Annotated in this window: 18 protein-coding genes and 1 pseudogene; 9 read left to right on the top strand and 10 right to left on the bottom strand. The window is 61.7% G+C overall.

The features are described 5' to 3' along the window. Positions 1-42: 42 nt before the first annotated feature. The 6 genes from J9892_RS03385 to J9892_RS03360 form a co-directional block, all read right to left on the bottom strand. Positions 43-753 (bottom strand): HAD-IA family hydrolase, encoded by a 711-nt coding sequence (locus tag J9892_RS03385; RefSeq protein WP_210537986.1) that lies wholly within the window; start codon positions 751-753, stop codon positions 43-45. A gap of 95 nt (positions 754-848) precedes the next feature. Beyond that, positions 849-1,826 carry a tyrosine recombinase XerC gene (xerC, locus tag J9892_RS03380; protein WP_200163889.1) on the bottom strand — a complete coding sequence of 326 codons (978 nt, stop codon included), beginning with the start codon at positions 1,824-1,826 and terminating at the stop codon, positions 849-851. Next, complete coding sequence (locus J9892_RS03375; RefSeq protein ID WP_041212252.1) at positions 1,819-2,499, bottom strand: DUF484 family protein; 681 nt, start codon at positions 2,497-2,499, stop codon at positions 1,819-1,821. The genes xerC and J9892_RS03375 overlap by 8 nt, the downstream gene beginning before the upstream one ends. Positions 2,500-2,578: 79 nt before the next feature. Next, positions 2,579-3,409 (bottom strand): diaminopimelate epimerase, encoded by an 831-nt coding sequence (gene dapF, locus J9892_RS03370; RefSeq protein WP_029313578.1) that lies wholly within the window; start codon positions 3,407-3,409, stop codon positions 2,579-2,581. A gap of 62 nt (positions 3,410-3,471) precedes the next feature. Beyond that, on the bottom strand, positions 3,472-4,722 hold the full coding sequence (gene lysA, locus J9892_RS03365; RefSeq protein WP_010672700.1) for a diaminopimelate decarboxylase: 1,251 nt from the start codon (positions 4,720-4,722) through the stop codon (positions 3,472-3,474). A gap of 20 nt (positions 4,723-4,742) precedes the next feature. Then, on the bottom strand, positions 4,743-4,943 hold the full coding sequence (locus tag J9892_RS03360) for a lipoprotein (RefSeq protein WP_082180910.1): 201 nt from the start codon (positions 4,941-4,943) through the stop codon (positions 4,743-4,745). Between the two features lie 73 nt (positions 4,944-5,016). Between J9892_RS03360 and cyaY the strand changes: the two genes are divergently transcribed. Beyond that, complete coding sequence (cyaY, locus tag J9892_RS03355) at positions 5,017-5,331, top strand: iron donor protein CyaY (RefSeq protein WP_010672698.1); 315 nt, start codon at positions 5,017-5,019, stop codon at positions 5,329-5,331. Continuing rightward, positions 5,328-5,981, top strand: coding sequence for an alpha/beta fold hydrolase (locus tag J9892_RS03350; protein ID WP_200163888.1), 654 nt, complete (start codon positions 5,328-5,330; stop codon positions 5,979-5,981). The genes cyaY and J9892_RS03350 overlap by 4 nt, the downstream gene beginning before the upstream one ends. A 187-nt stretch (positions 5,982-6,168) precedes the next feature. Here the strand turns inward: J9892_RS03350 and J9892_RS03345 are convergent, their stop codons facing one another. After that, positions 6,169-8,688, bottom strand: coding sequence for a class I adenylate cyclase (locus tag J9892_RS03345; protein WP_042879398.1), 2,520 nt, complete (start codon positions 8,686-8,688; stop codon positions 6,169-6,171). A gap of 322 nt (positions 8,689-9,010) precedes the next feature. Here J9892_RS03345 and hemC point away from each other — a divergent pair, with 322 nt between their 5' ends. The 6 genes and pseudogenes from hemC to J9892_RS24560 form a co-directional block, all read left to right on the top strand. After that, positions 9,011-9,940 carry a hydroxymethylbilane synthase gene (hemC, locus tag J9892_RS03340; protein WP_155418873.1) on the top strand — a complete coding sequence of 310 codons (930 nt, stop codon included), beginning with the start codon at positions 9,011-9,013 and terminating at the stop codon, positions 9,938-9,940. 46 nt (positions 9,941-9,986) lie between these two features. Beyond that, positions 9,987-10,721, top strand: a complete 735-nt coding sequence (locus J9892_RS03335) for a uroporphyrinogen-III synthase (RefSeq protein ID WP_049637246.1) — start codon at positions 9,987-9,989, stop codon at positions 10,719-10,721. Next, positions 10,718-11,794 carry a uroporphyrinogen-III C-methyltransferase gene (locus tag J9892_RS03330; protein WP_039039811.1) on the top strand — a complete coding sequence of 359 codons (1,077 nt, stop codon included), beginning with the start codon at positions 10,718-10,720 and terminating at the stop codon, positions 11,792-11,794. The genes J9892_RS03335 and J9892_RS03330 overlap by 4 nt, the downstream gene beginning before the upstream one ends. Before the next feature lie 10 nt (positions 11,795-11,804). Next, entirely contained in the window at positions 11,805-12,968 is a 1,164-nt protein-coding gene (locus J9892_RS03325) for a heme biosynthesis HemY N-terminal domain-containing protein (protein WP_010672692.1), read from the top strand. A 58-nt stretch (positions 12,969-13,026) separates the two neighbouring features. Beyond that, a complete protein-coding gene (locus J9892_RS24990; protein ID WP_010672691.1) occupies positions 13,027-13,161 on the top strand; it encodes a hypothetical protein in 135 nt (44 codons plus the stop codon). After that, positions 13,143-13,537: pseudogene (locus J9892_RS24560) on the top strand (DDE-type integrase/transposase/recombinase); the annotation flags it as partial. The gene J9892_RS24990 and the pseudogene J9892_RS24560, both read left to right, overlap by 19 nt. Before the next feature lie 75 nt (positions 13,538-13,612). On the opposite strand, the gene pmbA reads toward J9892_RS24560, so the two are convergent. Then, positions 13,613-14,956, bottom strand: a complete 1,344-nt coding sequence (gene pmbA / locus J9892_RS03320; protein WP_043154058.1) for a metalloprotease PmbA — start codon at positions 14,954-14,956, stop codon at positions 13,613-13,615. Positions 14,957-15,070: 114 nt separating this feature from the next. Between pmbA and yjgA the strand changes: the two genes are divergently transcribed. Beyond that, entirely contained in the window at positions 15,071-15,595 is a 525-nt protein-coding gene (gene yjgA / locus J9892_RS03315; RefSeq protein WP_010672689.1) for a ribosome biogenesis factor YjgA, read from the top strand. A gap of 86 nt (positions 15,596-15,681) precedes the next feature. On the opposite strand, the gene J9892_RS03310 is transcribed toward yjgA, so the two are convergent. Both J9892_RS03310 and tmaR read right to left on the bottom strand, forming a co-directional pair. Beyond that, the gene (locus tag J9892_RS03310; protein ID WP_103858865.1) at positions 15,682-18,765 is read right to left on the bottom strand and encodes a transglycosylase domain-containing protein; all 3,084 of its coding nucleotides are present in this window, start codon (positions 18,763-18,765) and stop codon (positions 15,682-15,684) included. A 213-nt stretch (positions 18,766-18,978) separates the two neighbouring features. Then, complete coding sequence (gene tmaR / locus J9892_RS03305; RefSeq protein ID WP_010672687.1) at positions 18,979-19,296, bottom strand: PTS system regulator TmaR; 318 nt, start codon at positions 19,294-19,296, stop codon at positions 18,979-18,981. Between the last annotated feature and the right edge of the window lie 464 nt (positions 19,297-19,760).

The following is a 19,760-nucleotide window of genomic DNA, read 5'->3' as shown; positions in this document are numbered from 1 at the left end:
ATTGCCAGATATAGATCACGGAATCTGTCCCTCACCCCCAGCTCAGAGCAGCAGGGTGGCCAGATCCTGCAGCTGCCCCAGCTCCACATCCGGCAGCAGCGACAACGACTGCCAGGACTGACCGCTCTCGTTGAGCCAGGCGGCCCGAAAGCCGTGCAGCCTGGCCCCCAGTACGTCGGTCACCGGGTGATCCCCCACATGAAGGATGCGGCCGGGGGCCAGCCCCAGGGCCTCTTGCACCTGCACGAACATGTCGGGCGCCGGTTTCATTCTGGCTCCCGCTCCCGCCTTGCAGACCAGGGTGAAGTAGCCAACCAGACCCGCCTGCTCCAGATCCAGGTTGCCGTTGGTGATCACCGCCAGCGGGTAGCGCGCCGCCAGACGAGCCAGCAGGGCGTGAGTCGCCTCGCTCACCTCTATCTTCGAGCGCTCGGCCATGAAGCCGGTGAACACCGCCCGGGCCTGCTGCTCCGCCAGCCCGGGCTCCATGCCCCCCTGCACCAGGGCCTCGCGAATGCCCCACTGGCGCGCCAGGCTGACGTCGTGGCTCAGCGCCGGGTGGTCCAGCAGCAACTGGCGCTTGAGCGCGAGCCAGCGCGGCTTGTCCAGCATGGCGGTAGCCAGGTATTCGCTGCGCAGGTGGTCCAGCATCCACTGTTCCGCCCGCGCGATGGCGGGGCCGTTGTCATAGAGGGTGTCGTCCAGATCGAACGAGATGGCGGCCACCGGCTGCCAGCGACGGTAAAACTGCATGGCTGTTCCTCTTTACTCCTCATCCTCTGGCGTTGCGAGCTCCCGCCTGACCGGGGCGACGCGGAGATTGTCATCCCCGCAGATCGCACACCACATCACTCATCCTCCGGCGTTTCCGGATCCCGCTTCGCCCGCGGGTGGGCACTGTCATATACCTTGGCCAGATGCTGGAAGTCGAGGTGGGTATAGATCTGGGTGGTGGAGAGATCCGCATGCCCCAGCAGCTCCTGCACCGCCCGCAGATCGCCGGAGGATTCCAGCATGTGGGTGGCGAAGCTGTGGCGCAGCTTGTGGGGATGCACGTGGGCATTGAGCGCCTGCTTGTTGCCCCAGCCGTCGAGCCGCTCCTGTACAGAGCGGGCCGAGAGCCGCTGCCTGCGCTTGGAGACGAACAATGCCTCCCCCTCGTCACCGGCCAGCAGGGGGCGTACCTTGAGCCACTTGTGCAACCACTCCACCGCCATCCGCCCGATGGGCAGCACCCGCTCCCGCGAGCCCTTGCCGATCACCCTGAGCTGGCGCTCGTCGAGCTTCACGTCCGCGAGGTTGAGCCCCACCAGCTCGGCAAGGCGCAGGCCGGAGGAGTACATCAGCTCCATGATGGCGCGATCCCGCACCGCCAGCGGATCCTGCTCGTCGGTGATGTTGAGCAGCTGGTACATCTCGTCCACGTCCAGGTTCTTGGGCAGGGGCCGCCCCTGCTTGGGGGTGACGATGCCCCGCGCCGGGTTGGCGGTGAGCCGCCCCTGGCGAACCTGCCAGTCGCAGAAGCTGCGCAGGGCCGACACCTTGGTGGCAAGGGAACGGGGCGCCAGCCCCCCCTTGTGCATCCGGGTCACCAGACTGCGCACCTGGCTCGCCTCGAGCCGGGCCCAGTCGTCGACCCCGAGCTTCACCAGCTCGGCGGTCATGGCTTCCAGGTGGGCCTGATAGTTGCTGCGGGTGTGGGGGCTGAGCTGGCGCTCGACCCGCAGGTATTCGATAAAGGCGTTCAGCTCCCCCGCCAGTGCGACCGGCAGGGGGTCGGCGGCAGGGGGCGTCCTGGCAGCGGATCGGGTCGTTGCCTTAGCCACGGGCCAGCTCGGGCAGACGCAGCTGCAGCAGACGCCCCAGCTGACCCAGCAGCAGGGTGTCGTTGTGGGGGGTGAAGTGGCTGGGATCCGAGCTCGCGAAGGCCAGCACGCCGAGCTCCCCGAGCCGCATCAGGGCCACCGAGTTGACCAGCACATCATTGCCAAACAGCGCCTGCTTCTCGCTCTGGTTGAGGCGGCCGAAATAGTAGTCCGTGCCGGGCAGGCGCTGCCCCAGCAGTTGTTCGAGCTGTTTGCCCTGCGCCAGGAAACGCTGCTCGGGGCCGCTCAGCTGGAAATGCCTGGGATTGAGCCAGAGCCGCAGGCCGGTGAGTCGCAGCCGCTGGACGAAGGCCTTGCCCATCACGGCGCTCAGCTCGAACAAGGTCTGGCAGCCGTAGATCTCCCCGTAGAGATCCGCGTAAACCCGAAAGATCCGCTCGTTCTCGCTGGCGACCCCCATCAGTTCGGTGATCTCCTGCTCCAGCTGCTCGATGCGCTCCCGCTGTCTGTCCAGCTGGCGCTCCACCAGGGAGATGGTGCCCTTTTGCCCATGGGGAATGCGGATCTTGTCCAGCATGGCCCCGTGACGCAGGAAAAACTCGGGATAACGGGCCAGGTACTCCAGCACTGTGGCTTCATCCACCAGTGATTCCTGCCGTTTGAGTTCGCTCATAACTTGGTTGATCCATCCGAAAAAGGGGCCAAGGGCCCCGATATGATCCGTTGATGGAGCGGGATCACCCGCTCCTTGTCTACAACTCTATCTGGCCGTCAAAGACGTGCTCGGCCGGTCCCGTCATGTAGACGGGCTGACCCGGTCCCTTCCAGGCGATGGTCAGCTTGCCACCCGGCAGGGTGACGGTGACCCGCTCCTTGAGCTTGCCCTGGCTGATGCCTATCACCACGGCCGCACAGGCCCCGGTCCCGCAGGCCAGGGTCTCGCCCACCCCGCGCTCGAAGACCCGCAGCTTGATCTCGCTGGCGTTGACCATCTCCATGAAGCCGACGTTGACCCGCTCGGGGAAGCGCTCGTGGCGCTCCATGATGGGTCCCAGGGTCTCCACCGGCGCATCGGCCACCGAGGGCACCTCGATGACGCAGTGAGGGTTGCCCATGGAGACGGCACCGCACATCACGGTGTGATCCTGGGCCCGCAGCAGATACGTCTTCTCCGCCTTCTGGGCACGGAACGGGATCTTGCCCGGCTCGAACTGGGGCACCCCCATGTTGACCGTGACCTGGTTCTCCCCTTCCAGCTGCAGGGTGATGCGGCCCCGGGCGGTGCTGACCGCGATGCGATCCCGGTTGACCAGCCCCTTGAGACGCACGAAACGGGCGAAGCAACGGGCCCCGTTGCCGCACTGTTCCACCTCGCTGCCGTCGGCATTGAAGATGCGGTAGTGGAAGTCGAGCTCGGGGTCATAGGGCGGCTCCACCAGCAACAGCTGGTCGAAGCCGATACCGAAGTGACGATCCGCCAGCTTCTTGATGATGTCGTTGCTGAAGAACACCTTCTGGGTGACGCCATCCACCACCATGAAGTCGTTACCGAGGCCGTGCATTTTGGAAAACTCAATCAACATCGCGCGTTCCTGTCTCACCGTTAATCACGCTCTCACATGGAGGAACGCTGAAAATCCATCCATCACGGCAGCAGGTGCTCGCCACGCCAGAGATCCGCCAACTGCTCCCGCTCACGGATGAGGTGCGCCTGGTCACCGTCCACCAGCACCTCGGCCGCACGGGGTCGGGTGTTGTAGTTGGAGGACATGGTAAAGCCGTAGGCGCCAGCGGAACGCACCGCCAGCAGGGAGCCCTCGGCAATCGCCAGGGTACGCTCCTTGCCGAGGAAGTCGCCGGTCTCGCACACCGGGCCCACCACGTCATAGAGTGCCTTCTCGTGGGTCGCCCGGCTGTCCACCTCGATGATGTTCATCCAGGCGCCGTAGAGGGAGGGGCGCAGCAGATCGTTCATGCCGGCGTCGATCAGGGCGAAGTTGCGAGTCTCGCCGGGTTTGAGGAACTCGACCCGGGTCAACAGCACACCGGCGTTGGCGACGATGGCGCGGCCCGGTTCGAACAAGAGGGTCAGATCCCGGCCCGCCAGCTTCTGCTTGAGCGCCTCGGCATACTCGGTGGGGTGCGGCGGCTGCTCGGCGCCGTAGTTGACCCCCAGACCGCCGCCCACGTCCAGGTGATGGATGTGGATGCCTTCCGCCGCCAGCTCGTCGATGAGCTTGAGCAGCTTGTCCGCCGCCTCCATAAAGGGATTCAATTCAGTGAGTTGCGAGCCGATGTGGCAATCCACCCCCTTGATCTCGATGTGGGCCATGGTCGCCGCCTTGCGGTAGATGGCGGGCGCCTGTTCGATGGGGATGCCGAACTTGTTCTGCTTGAGGCCGGTGGAGATATAGGGGTGCGTGCCTGCGTCGATGTCCGGGTTGACCCGCACCGAGACCCGCGCCTTCTTGCCCATGCTGCCTGCGACCCGGTTGAGGCGCTCCAGCTCGGCTTCGGACTCCAGGTTGAAGCAGAGGATCTCTTTTTCCAGCGCAAGGCGCATCTCGGCTTCGCTCTTGGCGACACCGGAGAAGACCACCTTGGCCGGATCACCGCCCGCCGCCAGCACCCGGGACAGCTCGCCGCCGGAGACGATGTCAAAGCCCGAACCGAGACGTGCCAGCAGATTGAGCAGGGCCAGGTTGGAGTTGGCCTTGACCGCGTAGCAGATCAGGTGGGGAATGTCGCCAGCCGCCTGGTCGAAGGCATGCCAGTGGCGTTCCAGGGTGGCGCGGGAGTAGACATAGAGCGGAGTGCCGTACTGGTCGGCAAGCTGTTGCAGGGGAAGCTGTTCGGCCTGAAGCTGACCGTCTGCGTCGTAGTTAAAGTGATCCAAGGGGGCGGTTCCTTCCTAGATTATTGCGGCGCGGCCTCTGAGGCCGGTGTAGCGGTCGCAGGCGAGGCGGCTTGCGGTGTACTCTCTGTCTTGGGCGGTGTCTGCTCTGCAGGTGCGGGCTGTTCGGCCGGCGGCATGTAGAGCGGCCCCGTCAGGCCACAGGCGGCCAACCCGAGCGACAGCGACGCGGCAAACAGGCACTTGGTGAACTGGGTAATCATAATGGTTCGCTGCGAAAAAATTTTTGGCCCTCTATAATCGCACTCACATTGTTAAAAGCAACAGGATAAACCGATGAAGGATCACGAGTATCACGCCCTGACCGACGCCTTTTTCCAGTATGTGGAAGACACCATCGACGAGGGGTATCCGGATATCGACTGCGAACGCGCCGGCGGGGTGCTGACCCTGAGCTTCGAGAACAAGACCAAGGTCATCATCAACAAGCAGGAGCCCCTGCACCAGATCTGGGTCGCTACCCGGGAAAACGGCTTCCACTTCGAGCTGCGCGGTGACAGCTGGATCGACAACCGCTTCGGCGACGAGCTCAAGGCCCTGCTGACTCGGGCCTGCACCACCCAGGCCGGCGAGCCCGTGGTCTTCTCATGACGGATCTGCATCCCGAAGGTGCCCGCCATGCGGTGATCTGGCTGCACGGGCTGGGGGACTCCGGCGCCGGCCTCGCCCCCCTGGTGGAGGCGCTGGCCCTGCCCGCCGACCTGCCCGTCCGCCATCTGCTGCCCGATGCGCCCGAGCGCCCCATCACCATCAACATGGGCTACAGGATGCGCGGCTGGTACGACATCAAGAGCTTCGAGGATCCGGCGGATCGCGCCGTGGAGTCCCATGTCAGGGAGTCAGCGGCCCGTATCGCCGCGCTGATCGAACAGTTGGTGGCCGAGGGTTTCCCCCCCGAGCGCATCGTGCTGGCCGGCTTCTCCCAGGGGGGCGTCATCGCCTCTTTCACCGCCCTGCGCCATCCGGTGCCACTGGCTGGCCTGCTCTGCATGTCCACCTATCTGGCGGTACCCGATGCCCTGCAAGCAGAGATGAGCGAGGCGGCCCGCGCCCTGCCCATCTGCTACATGCACGGCATCTATGACGACGTGGTGAACCTCTCCATGGGCTGGGACGCCAAGAACCGGCTGGAAGCGGCGGGACTCAGCCCCGAGTGGCACGAGTACCCCATGCGCCACGAGATCTGCCGCCCCCAGCTGGGCGACATTCGCAGCTGGTTGCTGGCCCGCCTCGGCGCCTGATTGTCGGCTCACGGGTAAGACAACGGCCTGCATCAGCAGGCCGTTTGCTTTCATCCCTGACGGCGATGCTCGACGGCATCCCCCCACTGGCTGCGCCCCCTCCACGCCTGATTCCCGCACCACGGATACGACAACGGCCTGCATCATGCAGGCCGTTTGCCATCTTGCCGGTGCTGTTATCAGCGCATCATCCTACTTCCCGCGCCGCTCCTGGGGTGTCCCGCTGCGGGCTCTGGCTGCGGTAGGGGATCACATCGAGTTTGTCACCCACCTGCACGATTTCGTAGTACTGGGGCAGGTTGAAGTTGCTGAACTGACCCGCATTGCTGAATCGCTCGTGACCCGAGGTGTAAAACCGGTTCACCCCCTGTACCAGTTCGTCCTTGTTGCCGGCGAAGTGCTGGTAGATCTCCACCCGATTCGCCTCGTCCAGGATATAGATGTTGGTGCCTGCATCCCGGGTATCGAAGAAGAACTGCACCAGCCCTTCGCTGGCGTAGGCGTCGACGATGCCGGGCAGATGCTGGCTGTGAGTCTTGTCGAGGCGCAGCGGCAGGTGATCCAGCTTGTTGTGGGAGATGTGGCGGTAGAAGTCGATGGCGTTTTCCAGCTTCTTGACCGACACCCCGCGCCGCTCGAAGAAGATGCCGTACTTCTCCTTGCCGAGCGCCAGCGTCTTGACCAGCTGCTGCTTGTCCCGGGCCAGGCGCAACTCGATGCATTCAGCCACAAGCTGCTGGAAGCGGGTGCGCACCAGGGAGCGGAAGTGCTGGCTGTAGCAGAACACCTCGATCATCTCGGGGGCCGCGGCATCCTGGTGCATCTTGCCGAGGATGGTGGTGAGGGCGTCCACCACGGCTTCCTCCCCCTCGAAGTGCAGGGTGCGGATCTCGCTCCAGGAGTTGCGATAGACGAGATCCACGGATCCCACCAGACACTCCTGGTTGCGACCGAACGAGAAGACATCGGCGGCGTTGGCATCGAACTCGATCACCTGCCCCACCCAGTGGCTGGACGGGTCCGTCTCCAGGTTCAGGAAGATGGAGAGCTGGCGGATCTCGCACGGCCGGCTCAGGGCTAGGTTGGTCGCACGGGGATACTTGACCGGGAAGGTCCCGGAGAGATCGCGACAGAACTGATGCAGGTTGTCGATGTGCAGATCCGAGCCCTGGTTGAACAGGTGTACCCGGGACTGGGGCGTCAGCAGGCCGTTGAAATAGGCCCAGGCCACCAGCTTGCTGATGTAGCCGTTATATTCGAGCGGCGCCCGGCCAATGATGTCGGCGGGTTCGAGGGAATGCTTGTAGAGATACCAGCCGGCGCGATTCAGGCGGCCGTGGGGTACCTGTACCAGGCTGAGATCCGGCTCGCCGAGATCCGGCGCAATCTTGAGGTTGATGCGCTGCACCTTGCCCGGCAGGCTCTCGAATGCGGCATAGAGCTTGCGCGACAGGATGCCGATGTCTTCCGGGTTGATGGACTCGCTGATGTTGTTGCGCCGGGCGAACTGGATGAGATTGCGGTAGCTCTGCATCAGAGCCTCCAGCAACTCGGCGTAGGCCACCTTGACGTCCTCGACCTTCCACTCCTGGCGGTGATCAAGGTGGTAAAGGCGCTCCGGACTCCAGCCCCAGTAGGCTACCAGCTGGGCCATCTGCTCCCGGCGCCAGTCCGGGGAGTGATCTTCCTTGGGATGGCTCAGCCCGTCGCACACCTTCAGATAGAAGCAGCGACGCACCAGATCGAGGCGCTGCATGTCGCCGATGGACTTGAGGTAGTTGGTCACCTTGTCCAGCATCAGGCAGTAGTTGTCGAGGCGGTAGTGCATCCCCTCGTTGTGCTGGAACCAGTCGCGACTGGTAACCGACAGCAGCCGGGTGTTGGGATACTCGTGGGAGTAGGCCTCCATCAGCACCGACTTGAGCACCGCCTTGTAGGGGGAGTCGATCCCCTTGTAGAGCTGCCACAGGGCGGAGCCGAAATACTCCTCGGCAGGAATGCGATCAAAGCCCCCCAGATCGAGCCAGTCATCCTGGCTCAACTTACCGTGGGCAAACAGGCCGTTGACGTAGTCGTCGTAGTGATCGTCATATTCGGCCGGCACCAGATACCAAAGCAGCCGCTTGCCGGCGATATGCATGGCGCTGCGGTAGAACTCGTCGAGCAGCAGCAGGTGCTGGGCGCTGCCGCAGCTCTCCCCCTGCATCTGGGCATCGTTACGCTGACGGAACTTGTCTTCGGGGATCAGGAAGAAGTTGAGATCGACCCCCCGCTGCTCGGCCCACATGGAGAGGTGCTGGCACTTCTGTTCCAGCAGGGCGAGGCGCTCGCTCGACAGACCGGCCACGTGACAGACCCAGATGTCGAGATCCGAGTGGCAGCACTGACCGATGGAGGAGGTGCTCCCCATGGAGTAGAGGCCCTGGATGGACTTGTCGTGGGTACTGAGACCGCCCTGGCAGTTGGCGTTCTGGCAGAGATCCTGGATGAAGGCCTGCTGGGCCTCGTTGGCGACAAAACTCCAGATACCATGAGGCACATCCCCTGCCACATAACCGGGCAACAGGGGGTGATTGAAGTGCAGCATGACAGGCAGCAAGTGGAAAACCTGCTGCCCGTAGCGACTCATGAGATCCAGCGCTCGTTGCGTCTTGAGACGATTGAGTTCGTCGTAGCGCGCCACCAGCGTGTCGAGTTTAACCAGCAATGCCCTACCTATGGGGAAGAGAAATGACGCACCAAAACGGGGAGACGTCAAAAAAGTGTGATCATGTTAACAATACAAACAGCAGTGGTAAACAAGCCCGCACACAATCACCGGATTATTTCTGACCCCGTTCGTAACGGTATCAGCGGAAAGCAATAAAATTGCTTATTTTCAATGATTTAAAATCAATTGTTGGCTGAATGAAAATAATTTTCAGCCCCCGTTTTTGAGCTTGGCCCCGCTTTTGCGGGCTGCGCCATGAAAGCCCCTGCAAAGGGTGGTAAGATCGTTTTCCTCTCAAAAGATGAAACAACTGATTGATATGGCAGCCCGAACCCTGAAAATTGCCACTCGAAAGAGCCCACTGGCCCTGTGGCAGGCCAATTTTGTGAAAGATCGGCTGGAGGCACTCCATCCGGATCTGCAGGTCGAACTGGTGCCCATGAGCACCCAGGGTGACAAGATCCTCGACACCCCCCTCGCCAAGGTCGGCGGCAAGGGGTTGTTCGTCAAGGAGCTGGAGACTGCCATGCTGGAAGGGCGTGCCGACATCGCTGTCCACTCCATGAAAGACGTACCGGTGGAGTTCCCCGATGGACTCGGCCTGCACACCATCTGCGAGCGGGAAGACCCGCGCGATGCCTTCGTCTCCAACCGGTTCAAGCTGATAGACGAGCTGCCTCAAGGGGCCGTGGTCGGCACCTCCAGCCTGCGCCGTCAGTGCCAGCTGCGCGCTGCCCGCCCTGATCTCGTGATCCGCGACCTTCGGGGCAACGTCAACACCCGCCTCGCCAAGCTGGATGCCGGTGAATATGACGCCATCATCCTGGCCGCCGCCGGCCTGAAACGACTGGAGATGGCCCATCGCATCGCCGCCTTCATCGAGCCCGAGCAGAGCCTGCCCGCCAACGGCCAGGGGGCGGTCGGCATCGAATGCCGCCTCGACGATCACGAGCTGCACGCCCTGCTGGCGCCGCTCGAACACCCCGAGACCCGCATCCGGGTGCTGACCGAGCGCGCCATGAACCGCGCCCTGCAAGGGGGCTGTCAGGTTCCTATCGGGGCCTATGCCCTGGTACAGGGAGAAGAGGTATGGCTGCGCGGCCTGGTGGGCAGCCCGGACGGTGCCCGCGTCATTCGCGACGAGATCCGCGGCCCCCTGGCAGAGGGCGAGGCACTGGGCCACACCCTGGCCCAGCGCCTGCTGGCCGCTGGCGCCGACGTCATCCTCGCCGAGGTCTACCGGGCATGAGTGCAGCACGGGCCGGTTCGCGGTCATCTGCCCGGAGCACCGCCTGATGATCCCCCTGGTGGTGCGCCCGGCCGCCCAGGCCAACCAGCTGGTGCAGATGCTTCGCCAGCTGGGTCATGCACCGCTCTGCTGTCCGTTGCTGGAAACCCGGCCGGGATGCGACCTCCCTCACCTGGGTGACATGCTGCGAGAGGCGGACCTCGTTATCGCCGTCAGCATGCATGCCGTTCATTTTGCACATTATTTTCTGTTGCAAACTGGTCAGACCTGGCCGCATATTGATTACTTTGCAGTCGGCCAGGCGAGTGCGGATGCCTTTGCCGAGGTTGGCATCCAGGCCCTGTGCCCGGCCGATCCCCGCAGCGAAGGGCTGCTGGCCCTGCCGGCACTGCAAGGGGTGAGTGGCCGCCGGGTGCTGATCCTGCGCGGCAACGACGGGCGGGATCTCATCGCCCGGACGCTGGCCTCACGGGGCGCACTGGTGCACTATTGTGCCACCTACGAGCGCCACTACCCCGATCTTGACGGGGACGCATTGACCCGCCACTGGCAGGCAGCCGGGCTCGACAGCCTGCTCATCACCAGTGGCGAACTGTTGCAGCGGTTGCTGGCCCTGGTGCCCGGCCCGCAGCACCCCTGGCTTTATGACCGCCTGCTGGTGGTGCCCAGTCCCCGGGTGGCCGAGATGGCAGAAGGGGCTGGTTTTACCCGTATCGTGATTGCCCAAGGTGCATCCAACCAGGCTCTGGTGGCCGCCCTGGAACTGAGGAAGATGGAATGACTGAACAGCAAGAAGTCCAGCCGAGTGCCGCGGCCACCGTGGCCGACAACAACAAGCCCGCGCCCGGAACGACAGGGAGCAAGAAGGGCAGCTCTGGCACCGTGCTTGGCGGCATCGCCATCCTGCTGGCCCTGGGGCTGGCCGGTGGTCTCTATGTGCACGGACACCAGAACGCCGTTGCCCAGCAGGCCGAACTGGTAGCCCTCAAGCAGCAACTGGCCGACGCCATGACCAGAATTGATCAGGGCAGCAGCAAGGATGCCGAACAGATCGGTGCCCTCGGCAAGAGCCAGCAGCAGTTGCAGGAGGCGCTGGACGCCTTGCAGACCAAGGTGCTGGATCTGGACGACAAGCGCCCCAATGACTGGATGCTGGCGGAATCCGAATACCTGGTGCGCATGGCGGGCCGCAAGCTGTGGCTCGAACACGACATCGTCTCCGCCATCACATTGCTCGGCAACGCCGACGAGCGCATCAAGGCGCTCAACGACCCCAGCCTGATGCCCATTCGCAAGGCGCTGGCGGAAGACATCGCCAAGCTCAAGGGGATGCCGCGGGTCGATCGCGAAGGGTTGACCCTGAAGCTGGCCGCCCTCTCGGACCAGATCGAGCTGCTGCCCCTCTCCACCGTCAGCATGCCGGAAGCCAAGAGCGAGCCCGACCAGACCGTCAGCACCAACCCGGACGAGTGGCAGAGCAACCTGAAGAAGAACTGGGTCAAGTTCACCGAAAACTTCATCACCATCCGTCGTCGCGATGGCGCCGTGGAAGCCCTGCTCTCCCCGCAGCAGGAGATCTTCCTGCGGGAGAACCTCAAGACCAAGCTGCTGCAGGCCCAGCTCGCCGTCTATCGCGAACAGCAGTCCCTCTATGTCGACAGCCTGGAGAAGGCCCAGCGCTGGCTGACCCAGTATTTCGATGCCGACAACAGCGCCACCCAGTACATGCAGTCCGAGCTCGACAAGCTCAAAGGCGAGCAGATCCAGTTTGACTACCCGGATCAGTTCAAGACCCAGACCATGCTGGAACAGGTGCTGACCGAACGCCTGCAACGCATCCTGGCCGGCAACTGAGGAGGAGACCATGATTCGTCTGATCGTCATAGTCGCCGTGATGGTGGCGGGCCTCATCTTCGGTCCCGAAGCCTCCGGCAACAAGGGTTATGTGCTCATCTCGCTGGGCAACTACACGGTGGAATCCTCGGTCACCAGCGCGGTGATCCTGGCGGTGCTGTTCTACGGCGCCCTGCTCATCGTGGAATGGGTGCTGGCCCGCCTGTTCGGCCTGCGCCGCAAGACCCAGGGCTGGTTCGGCTCCCGCCGCCGCCGCAAGGCCAACCTGCAAACCGTCAATGCCACCCTGGCCATGGCAGAGGGGCACTACAACCAGGCCGAGAAGCTCCTCATCAAGGGCGCCGACAACAGCGACACCCCGCTACTCAACTACCTGAGCGCCGCCCGGGTGGCCCAGGCCCGGGGCGATGACGTGCGCCGGGATCACTACCTGCAGAAAGCTCAGGAAGAGAACCCCAAGGCAGAGCTGGCACTGACCCTGATCCAGACCCAGTTGCAGATTGAGCAGGGCCAGTACGACAGCGCCCTCGGTCGCCTCGAGTCCATCTATGCCCTCAACCCGCGCCACCCCATGGTGCTGGATCAGCTGCGTCAGGTGTATCTGGCCCGTGAAGACTGGGCGGCCCTCATCGATCTCGCCCCTGCCCTGCGCAAGGTGGGCAAGCTGACCGCCCAGCAGGAAGAGACCCTGCTGCACCAGGCGTGGTGCGGTCGTCTGGAGGCCGCCAGCGGCTCCCTCGACACCCTGCGCACGGTCTGGCAGGGTCTGCCCCGCAAACAGCGCCAGGATCCCGTGCTGCTGGCCAGTTACGGGGATCGCCTGCGCCGATTGGGGGCCGATGCCGAAGCCGCCGATCTCTGGCTGGAGGCCCTGCGCAAGGATCCCTCCCCCGAGCTGTTCGCCCGCCTGCCCAAGCTCAAACTGGACGACTACCAGCCCATGCTGACCCTGCTCAGAAAGATCCAGGATCAGCCTGGCGCCGAAGCCGCGCTGGCCCGGGTCTGCCTGCTGGCCGGTCAACTGGACGAAGCCCAGCGCCTGCTGGAGCAGGAAGTGGCGAAGGCGCCTGATGCCGCCCTCTACCACGCCCTCGGCCAGGTGATGGACAAGCGCCGCCTGACCAACAAGGCCAACGAGTACTACCGCCAGGCATTGCAGCTGGCCGACGTCTGATCGGCGCATCTGCCTGAATATGGTTTGCATCTTCTCCTCCGAATAGATGGAGATCTCGATGGGACAGGGCGTAAACGAACACAACACAATTACTCTGATTTTTAAACTGGCCCTGGTCGAGCAGATTGAAGAAGGCAAGCTCACCTATAAACAGACGCAGACGCGTTATGACACTCAGGGCCGCTCTACCTGAGCTAGGTGACGGACACCTGCTCACGCAAAATAGTGGCAACTAAGAGATGAATGCCGAGTCGATGGTGATCGAGAAAACACTGAAGCAACAACGTGACCACGGAGAGCTTATTCATCATTCGGACCACCAGGTGCAGTATTGTTCGGGGTTGTATCAGTCATTGCATGAACAACACGGGGTCAAATGCTTGATGACAGATACTCATAACTGTCACCAAAATGCACTGAGATCTTGAAAAGAGAGTCACTGCTGCAAAGCCTGCAGAGGCTGGCGCAGGCGGGGAAAAGTGCGAAAGGCAGTGGATACTTATAACCTGGAGCAACCGCATCAGGCATTGAAATACAGAACCCCTGATGTGACGCATCGGGGGTTCTGAGTGCTAAAAGCTAGCTGAAAATGTGTAGACCTATCTCAGGACTAGACACCATATTCCAGATCGGACGGAGGGGGATCAGTGCCCCGCCAGTTTCATCTGCTCGACCAGTACGGAGCCGGTCTTGAGGCTGGAACGCTCATCCTCATCACTGCCCACCGCCACGATATGGCTGAACATGTCGGCTAGATTGCCTGCAATGGTGATCTCCTCCACAGGATAGAGGATCTCGCCATTTTCAACCCAGAAACCGGCTGCGCCGCGGGAGTAATCACCATTGACGATGTTGACCCCCTGCCCCATCAGCTCGGTCACCAGCAGCCCGGTACCCATCTCTTTGAGCATGCCCTGGAAGTCCTGGCCGGTATTGGAAACCTGCCAGTTATGGATACCCCCGGCATGGCCCGTGGTGGTCAGGCCCAGTTTGCGGGCGGAGTAGGAGGTGAGCAGCCAGCTCATCAGCTCGCCGTTGCGGATGATGTCCATGTCGCGGGTGCGAACCCCTTCCCCGTCGAACGGGGTGCTGGCAAGTCCTCCCGGCAAGTGGGGGAACTCCTGGATGGTGAGCCACTCGGGCAGGATCTGCTTGCCCAGTTTGTCCAGCAGGAAGCTCGACTTGCGATAGAGGTTCCCCCCACTGATGGCCATCACCAGATGGCCCCACAGACCGGCAGCGGTATCGGGGTGGAACAGCACAGGGGCATGGCGGGTGCTGATCTTGCGAGCCCCCAGGCGGGAAACAGTGCGCTCCACCGCCTCGTCAGCGATGCGCTGGGGACTCCACAGCCCGTTCAGGGAGCGGCTGGAGGAGTAACCGTAGTCGCGCTGCATGTCGCCATCCTGCTCGCCGATCAGTACGCAGCTCAGGGAGTTGCGCGATGCAGCATAGCCTTTTACGAAGCCGTGGCTGTTGCCATAGACCTTGACGCCCAGGTGGCTGGAGAAACTGGCTCCGTCAGAGTGCTTGATGCGGGCATCCCGCCCCAGGGCCAGCCGCTCGCACTCGATGGCCAGCGCGATGCCACGCTGGGGATCCAGCTCGATTTGGTGGCACAGTTGCAGGTCCGGGGCATCCCAGGCCAGCAGATCCGCATCCGCAAGACCGGCGCAGTCATCGGGAGAGGTGTGGCGGGCGATCTCCATGGCCGCTTCCACAGCGGCGCGAATGGCCGGCTTGGTCAGATCCGTGGTGGAGGAGGACCCCTTGCAACCGTCGCGATAGACGGCGATGCCGAGTGCGCCATCCTTGTTGAATTCGATGCTTTCCAGCTCGCAGCCCCGGGTGTTCACCGAGAGGCCGGTCTGTTTGCTGATGGAGACTTCGGCAAGCCCGGCGCCCAGCCCTTTCGCTATCTCAAGGGCCTCGGCGACCACGGCCTCGAGATGGGATTGATCCTGGCGGATTTGATCTTGCTGGTCCATAACTCACATCTGTATGAAGGGAAGGAAAGGGGCTAAGCATATCAGACCCCTGCGCCCAGCGGGAGAAGCTGGTAACATATCCGCCAAACGTGAATGACAGGAATACAGAGACCGATGAGTCAATATCAAGACGACAACGAGTGGGAAGACTGGGGCCCCAGCAAGAGCCAGCTCAAGCGTGATGCCGAGGCATTGCAGAAGATGGGGGAAGAGATCGTCTCCCTGAGTCACAGCGAGCTGGAGAAGATCCCCCTGGATGAAGAGCTTGCCGAAGCGGTCGAGCTGGGCCGCAAGCTCAAGCCGAAGAAGGATGAGTCCTTCCGCCGCCATCTCCAGTTCATCGGCCGTCTGATGCGTAGCCGCGATGTCGCCCCCATCGAAGAGGCCCTCTCCATCATCAAGATGCGTCACTCCACCGTGAACGCCCGCCTGCACCGCCTCGAACAGTGGCGCGAGCGGCTGATCACCGAAGGCGACAGCGCCCTCAACGAGCTGATGTCCCAGTTCCACGAGCTGGATCGCCAGAAGCTGCGTCAGCTGATCCGCACCGCCAACAAGGAGCGGGAGCTGAACAAGCCGCCGGTAGCCTATCGCGAGATGTACCAGTACCTGCGCGGTGAAATTGAAGATCTGTTGTAAGTGATGACTCACGTCCGCCTTATGGCGGCGTGCAGTACACAATCAAACGGGGCCGAAATGGCCCCGTTTTTTCATGCGATTTCCGCTCAGCTGCCTGCCATGCACTGGGTATGAGTAGCAGGTTGCAGATAGGGGACCAGCAGGGGTGCCATCCCCTTGAGCACCTGTACAGGCAGCGCCGACGTGAAGCGGAACTTGTCGGACTGGCTGCCGGGTACATAGGCCGTCAGCGTGCCGAAGTGATCATCCCCGATGTAGAAGACGAACGTCGCAGTTCGGTTGCGAGCCAGTGAACTGGTCACATTGCCGTAGCGACCGACCGTCTCGATCCGGTTGTCCCCGGTCCCCGTCTTGCCCCCCAGGGCCAGGACAGTACCATCCTGCAAGGCGAAGGCCCCGGCGATGCGCCGCGCCGTCCCCCCTTCCACCACCTTGGAGAGTGCATTGCGCAAGGCGTTGGCCACCTCGGCAGGCATCACCCGTTCCCCCTGGGTGTTCGCCGGCTCAAAGACGGTGGCGAAGGGGGTCCCCTTGGCAAAGGAGAGGTGCTCGATGCGCAGGGTCGGCGCACGAATACCGCCGTTCTGGATGATCCCCATCAGCTCGGCCAACGCAGCAGGACGATCGCCCGAGCTGCCCAGTGCGGTCGCCAGGGACGGAACCAGGTGATCGAACGGGTAACCCAGGCGAGCCCAGCGCTGATGGATGTCGAGGAAGGCCTCAACCTCCAGCATGGTGCGGATCCGGCTATCCCGGGCACTGCGATGACGGGTCTTGAACAGCCAGCTGTAGACCTCCTGACGCTCGTCACGGCTGGCGGTTACCGCATCGGTAAAGGTGGCCTTGTCAAACTCCTTGAGATAGGCAAGCAACCACAGCTCAAGTGGATGCACCCGTGCGATATAACCTTGATCCGGCAGAGAATATTTGCCAGGGCCGTAATTGGTATAGAGCTGCTCTATGCGCTTCTCGGTCAATTTCTCCCGCGGCAGGCGCTTGGCCAGGAAAGCGGCAAAATCGGCCTGGGAGGCTTCCGGCATCAGATAGCGATGCACGGCGGCGAGACGCACCGCGCTGGGTTTGAGACCATCGAGGAAGGTATCGAGCTGCTCTTCTGCACTCTTGCCACGATATTTGCGCCAGAACCTCAGCAGATAGGTCTGGCCCTCCTTGTCGGCAAACTTGGCCAGATACTCGGTACGGCGAGGATCCCTGTCATCTTTCAACAACTGGGCACGATTTCCCTCCTTGTAGAGGCTGTAGCGGACGATGTCCCGCATCAAGCGCACGAAGGGCAGGTTGATGGATTCCCGCAGCGCATCGCGAATGGGCGGGATGCGACCGTTGTCTTCCTTGCGGAAGTTGTTGAAGGTGTGCATGCCACCGCCGGTAAAGAAGCCTTCATAGGGACTTGCGGAATACTTGCGGTCCAGTGCGGCCTCCAGCATCACCGGCAGGCTTCTGTCCTTGGCACTCATCAGATAGGCGATGGCCCAGCGGCTGATGTTGTCCTGATCGGACACTTCGATCTTTCGCAGGCTCTCCACCGGCATGTTGCCGTAGCTGTCATGCAACTCGGTGACAATTTCGAGATAGGTCGTCAGTACCCGCAACTTGGCGGTGGATCCCAGTTCAAGCTTGCTGCCCTCATTGATGTCGAACGGCTGGTCCGTGTTGTCGGTCTGCACCCTCACCTTGACCCCTTCCGGCGTCTTCTCGAACAGGGTAAAGCTGTACTTCACATCACCCGTCTTCTCCGGCGAGAGCAGGCGCTCACCAAACAGACCCACCTGGGCTGCGAATGCAGGGTCTGCCAGTTGCTGCAGATACCGTGACACCTCGTTCTGCAGCGGCATATTGAGGGTGGTGTTGGCCGTCAGATCCATGCGGTCCAAATCATAAAGCTGCACCCCGAGCTGACGACTGAGACGAGTGCGAGCCACCTGCAGTCCCTTGTTGTTGTTGACTCGAGTGATGGCAGGTGCCTGCAGGAAATCGCGGAAGACCAGCTTGGCCTTGAGAGCCGACTCCATCAGGGGGGGCGTGATCATTCCCTCCTGCACGAAGAGTCGCAGATAGCTGTCTGTCAGGGTAGACAGTGCTTCTCTACCCTGCGCCAGGTAATAGGAAGGACGGCGGTGGGCGATCATCAGGGAGACAACCTGGCGCAAGGCAAGCCCCTGCTCGGCCAGGGTAGAATCCTGGTTGCGAGCGGGATCCAGCAGTCGATTCACCTCATCAACATTGGCGCCAAACCAGACCCAGAGGCCATCACCGAGACCGTGCACCTCGCCATAACCGGGCGCTGCAGAGAGCGGGACCGAGTTGAGGTAGGCCCAGGCAACCAGCTTGCGGGCCTCCAGGGTCTCGGGCCCCAGCCGATAGGCACGAACGCTGGCCGAGACCATCTGGCGGATCTTCTCGGTCGGCGAAACGGTCAGTCCATCGGGAGAATGACGATACTTCTCCACCTGGGTCGCCAGAGTGCTGCCGCCAGCAGATTGATCCTGCATATCCAGCGCCTTGCCCACCTGAGACAGCGCCGCCTTGGCAAATCGCGGCCAGTCTACGGCCGGGTTGGCCAGCGGTTCCTTGTTGCTCAGGAGTTCACGGTTCTCGATAAACAGCAGAGACTGGATGACCAGGGGCGGTATGGCATTGAAATCCGGATAGTAATGAGTCGGATACTTGTACTGGTAGAAAGGCTCGGCACGGCAGTCATAGAGTGTCAATCCTGCCTGGACCTTCTCGGTATAAGGCACGAAGAAACCGTGGCTGGCGTAGTTGTAGAGCGCATCGGAAAAACGGACCTGTTCGCTCACCTGGTAGCCACGCTGAACGAGACGTTCCTGGATCATGGGCATCAGCACATAACCGAGTCGCTTGTCGAACGGGCCGTCGTCGGGGAAGGCAATTTGCTTGCTGGGGCCGGGTTCGATCTGATAGGTCAGGGTGGCCGCATAGCGGGAGATCTCCTGTGACTGCAGTCGGGAGGTCTTCATTTCATAACCCACCAGGGCGATCACGGCAGCCAGGCAAAGCAAGAAGATAAAACAGAACAACCAGCGCCACCAGGGTCGGCGTTTACGCTGCTGTTGCCCGTCCGCATTAGGTACGGATGAATCCTGAGATGCCACTTTATTTGAATCCGTCTGTTTTGATGCGCCCATATCAGCCCCACCATGGTTGCGCAATTTATTGTCTTTCAATCAAGCTTAGTCGTTTCAAGTCAAGGGCTTGAAATCTATTGACCGCTTTGCAGCGATGTTAACAGGGCGATTGTGAAAATGGGAGCCGATTGTTGCAACGCGGCAAGAGATCCGAGCTGCGGCATGAAAATGAAACACCGGCCAGAGGCCGGTGTTAACGAGAGCGGGGCGGTATTATTTGCTGGTGCTCATACTCTTCAGCTTGGTACTCAGCTCCTTGCGCTCCTTGGAAAGCTCGGCATTTTTGATGATATGGTCATCTACACGCTCTTCATAATCGGTCCGCATGTTGGCGATGATGGCCTGAACCTCGTCAATGCTCATGCCGGGCTTGATATAGTCACTCAGGTTGTCGAGCAACAGTACCCGCTTCTGGTTGTCACGGATCTTTTTCTCGTTGTCCGCGATTTCACGCTTGAGCTTGTTCTGACGGCGGGACATACGCACATATTCCAGCACATCGTTGAAGGTTGACTTGTTTACTTGTTCCATATCGGTACCACTGAGTGAAGGTGAATAAAAACAGGCGGAGAGTCCCATACCAGAAAAAAAACCGAAACCATGGCACGGGCAAACCCGGAATGCCCCTTACTCTACCGAGTTATGATTCAGATACAACCCCAATCGCAGCGCGGGCGGCGGGTTTAGACAGAACGGCTCCGACTGGGTTATTACGCTAAAAATGATGAAAACGGAGAGAGCCAACATGTGGGTTCAATGCGGCCAGAGCAGCCGCAACTTTTTCCGGTACAGGCAGGCAACAAGTGAACGACGAACAGCACCATAGTGCCCGCTTGCCTTCCAGTGAGTGCTGAATTTCAGGCAATAAAAAACCCCGCTCGAGTGAGCGGGGTTTCTTGTATTGGGTGCCTGGCAGTGTCCTACTCTCGCATGGCGAATGCCACACTACCATCGGCGCTACAGCGTTTCACTTCTGAGTTCGGCATGGGGTCAGG

The sequence above is a fragment of the Aeromonas sp. Prich7-2 genome (assembly GCF_017939255.1).
Classification (GTDB): Bacteria; Pseudomonadota; Gammaproteobacteria; order Enterobacterales; family Aeromonadaceae; genus Aeromonas; species Aeromonas caviae.
This window is presented reverse-complemented; position numbering and strand designations above follow the sequence as displayed.

Coding starts and splice junctions, on each gene's coding strand:
- J9892_RS03385 (WP_210537986.1), bottom strand. CDS start 753: ATGCAGTTTTACCGTCGCTGGCAGCCGGTGGCCGCCATCTCGTTCGAT.
- J9892_RS03375 (WP_041212252.1), bottom strand. CDS start 2,499: ATGAGCGAACTCAAACGGCAGGAATCACTGGTGGATGAAGCCACAGTG.
- dapF (WP_029313578.1), bottom strand. CDS start 3,409: ATGTTGATTGAGTTTTCCAAAATGCACGGCCTCGGTAACGACTTCATG.
- J9892_RS03360 (WP_082180910.1), bottom strand. CDS start 4,943: ATGATTACCCAGTTCACCAAGTGCCTGTTTGCCGCGTCGCTGTCGCTC.
- cyaY (WP_010672698.1), top strand. CDS start 5,017: ATGAAGGATCACGAGTATCACGCCCTGACCGACGCCTTTTTCCAGTAT.
- J9892_RS03350 (WP_200163888.1), top strand. CDS start 5,328: ATGACGGATCTGCATCCCGAAGGTGCCCGCCATGCGGTGATCTGGCTG.
- hemC (WP_155418873.1), top strand. CDS start 9,011: ATGGCAGCCCGAACCCTGAAAATTGCCACTCGAAAGAGCCCACTGGCC.
- J9892_RS03335 (WP_049637246.1), top strand. CDS start 9,987: ATGATCCCCCTGGTGGTGCGCCCGGCCGCCCAGGCCAACCAGCTGGTG.
- J9892_RS03330 (WP_039039811.1), top strand. CDS start 10,718: ATGACTGAACAGCAAGAAGTCCAGCCGAGTGCCGCGGCCACCGTGGCC.
- J9892_RS03325 (WP_010672692.1), top strand. CDS start 11,805: ATGATTCGTCTGATCGTCATAGTCGCCGTGATGGTGGCGGGCCTCATC.
- J9892_RS24990 (WP_010672691.1), top strand. CDS start 13,027: ATGGGACAGGGCGTAAACGAACACAACACAATTACTCTGATTTTTAAA.
- pmbA (WP_043154058.1), bottom strand. CDS start 14,956: ATGGACCAGCAAGATCAAATCCGCCAGGATCAATCCCATCTCGAGGCC.
- yjgA (WP_010672689.1), top strand. CDS start 15,071: ATGAGTCAATATCAAGACGACAACGAGTGGGAAGACTGGGGCCCCAGC.
- J9892_RS03310 (WP_103858865.1), bottom strand. CDS start 18,765: ATGGGCGCATCAAAACAGACGGATTCAAATAAAGTGGCATCTCAGGAT.
- tmaR (WP_010672687.1), bottom strand. CDS start 19,296: ATGGAACAAGTAAACAAGTCAACCTTCAACGATGTGCTGGAATATGTG.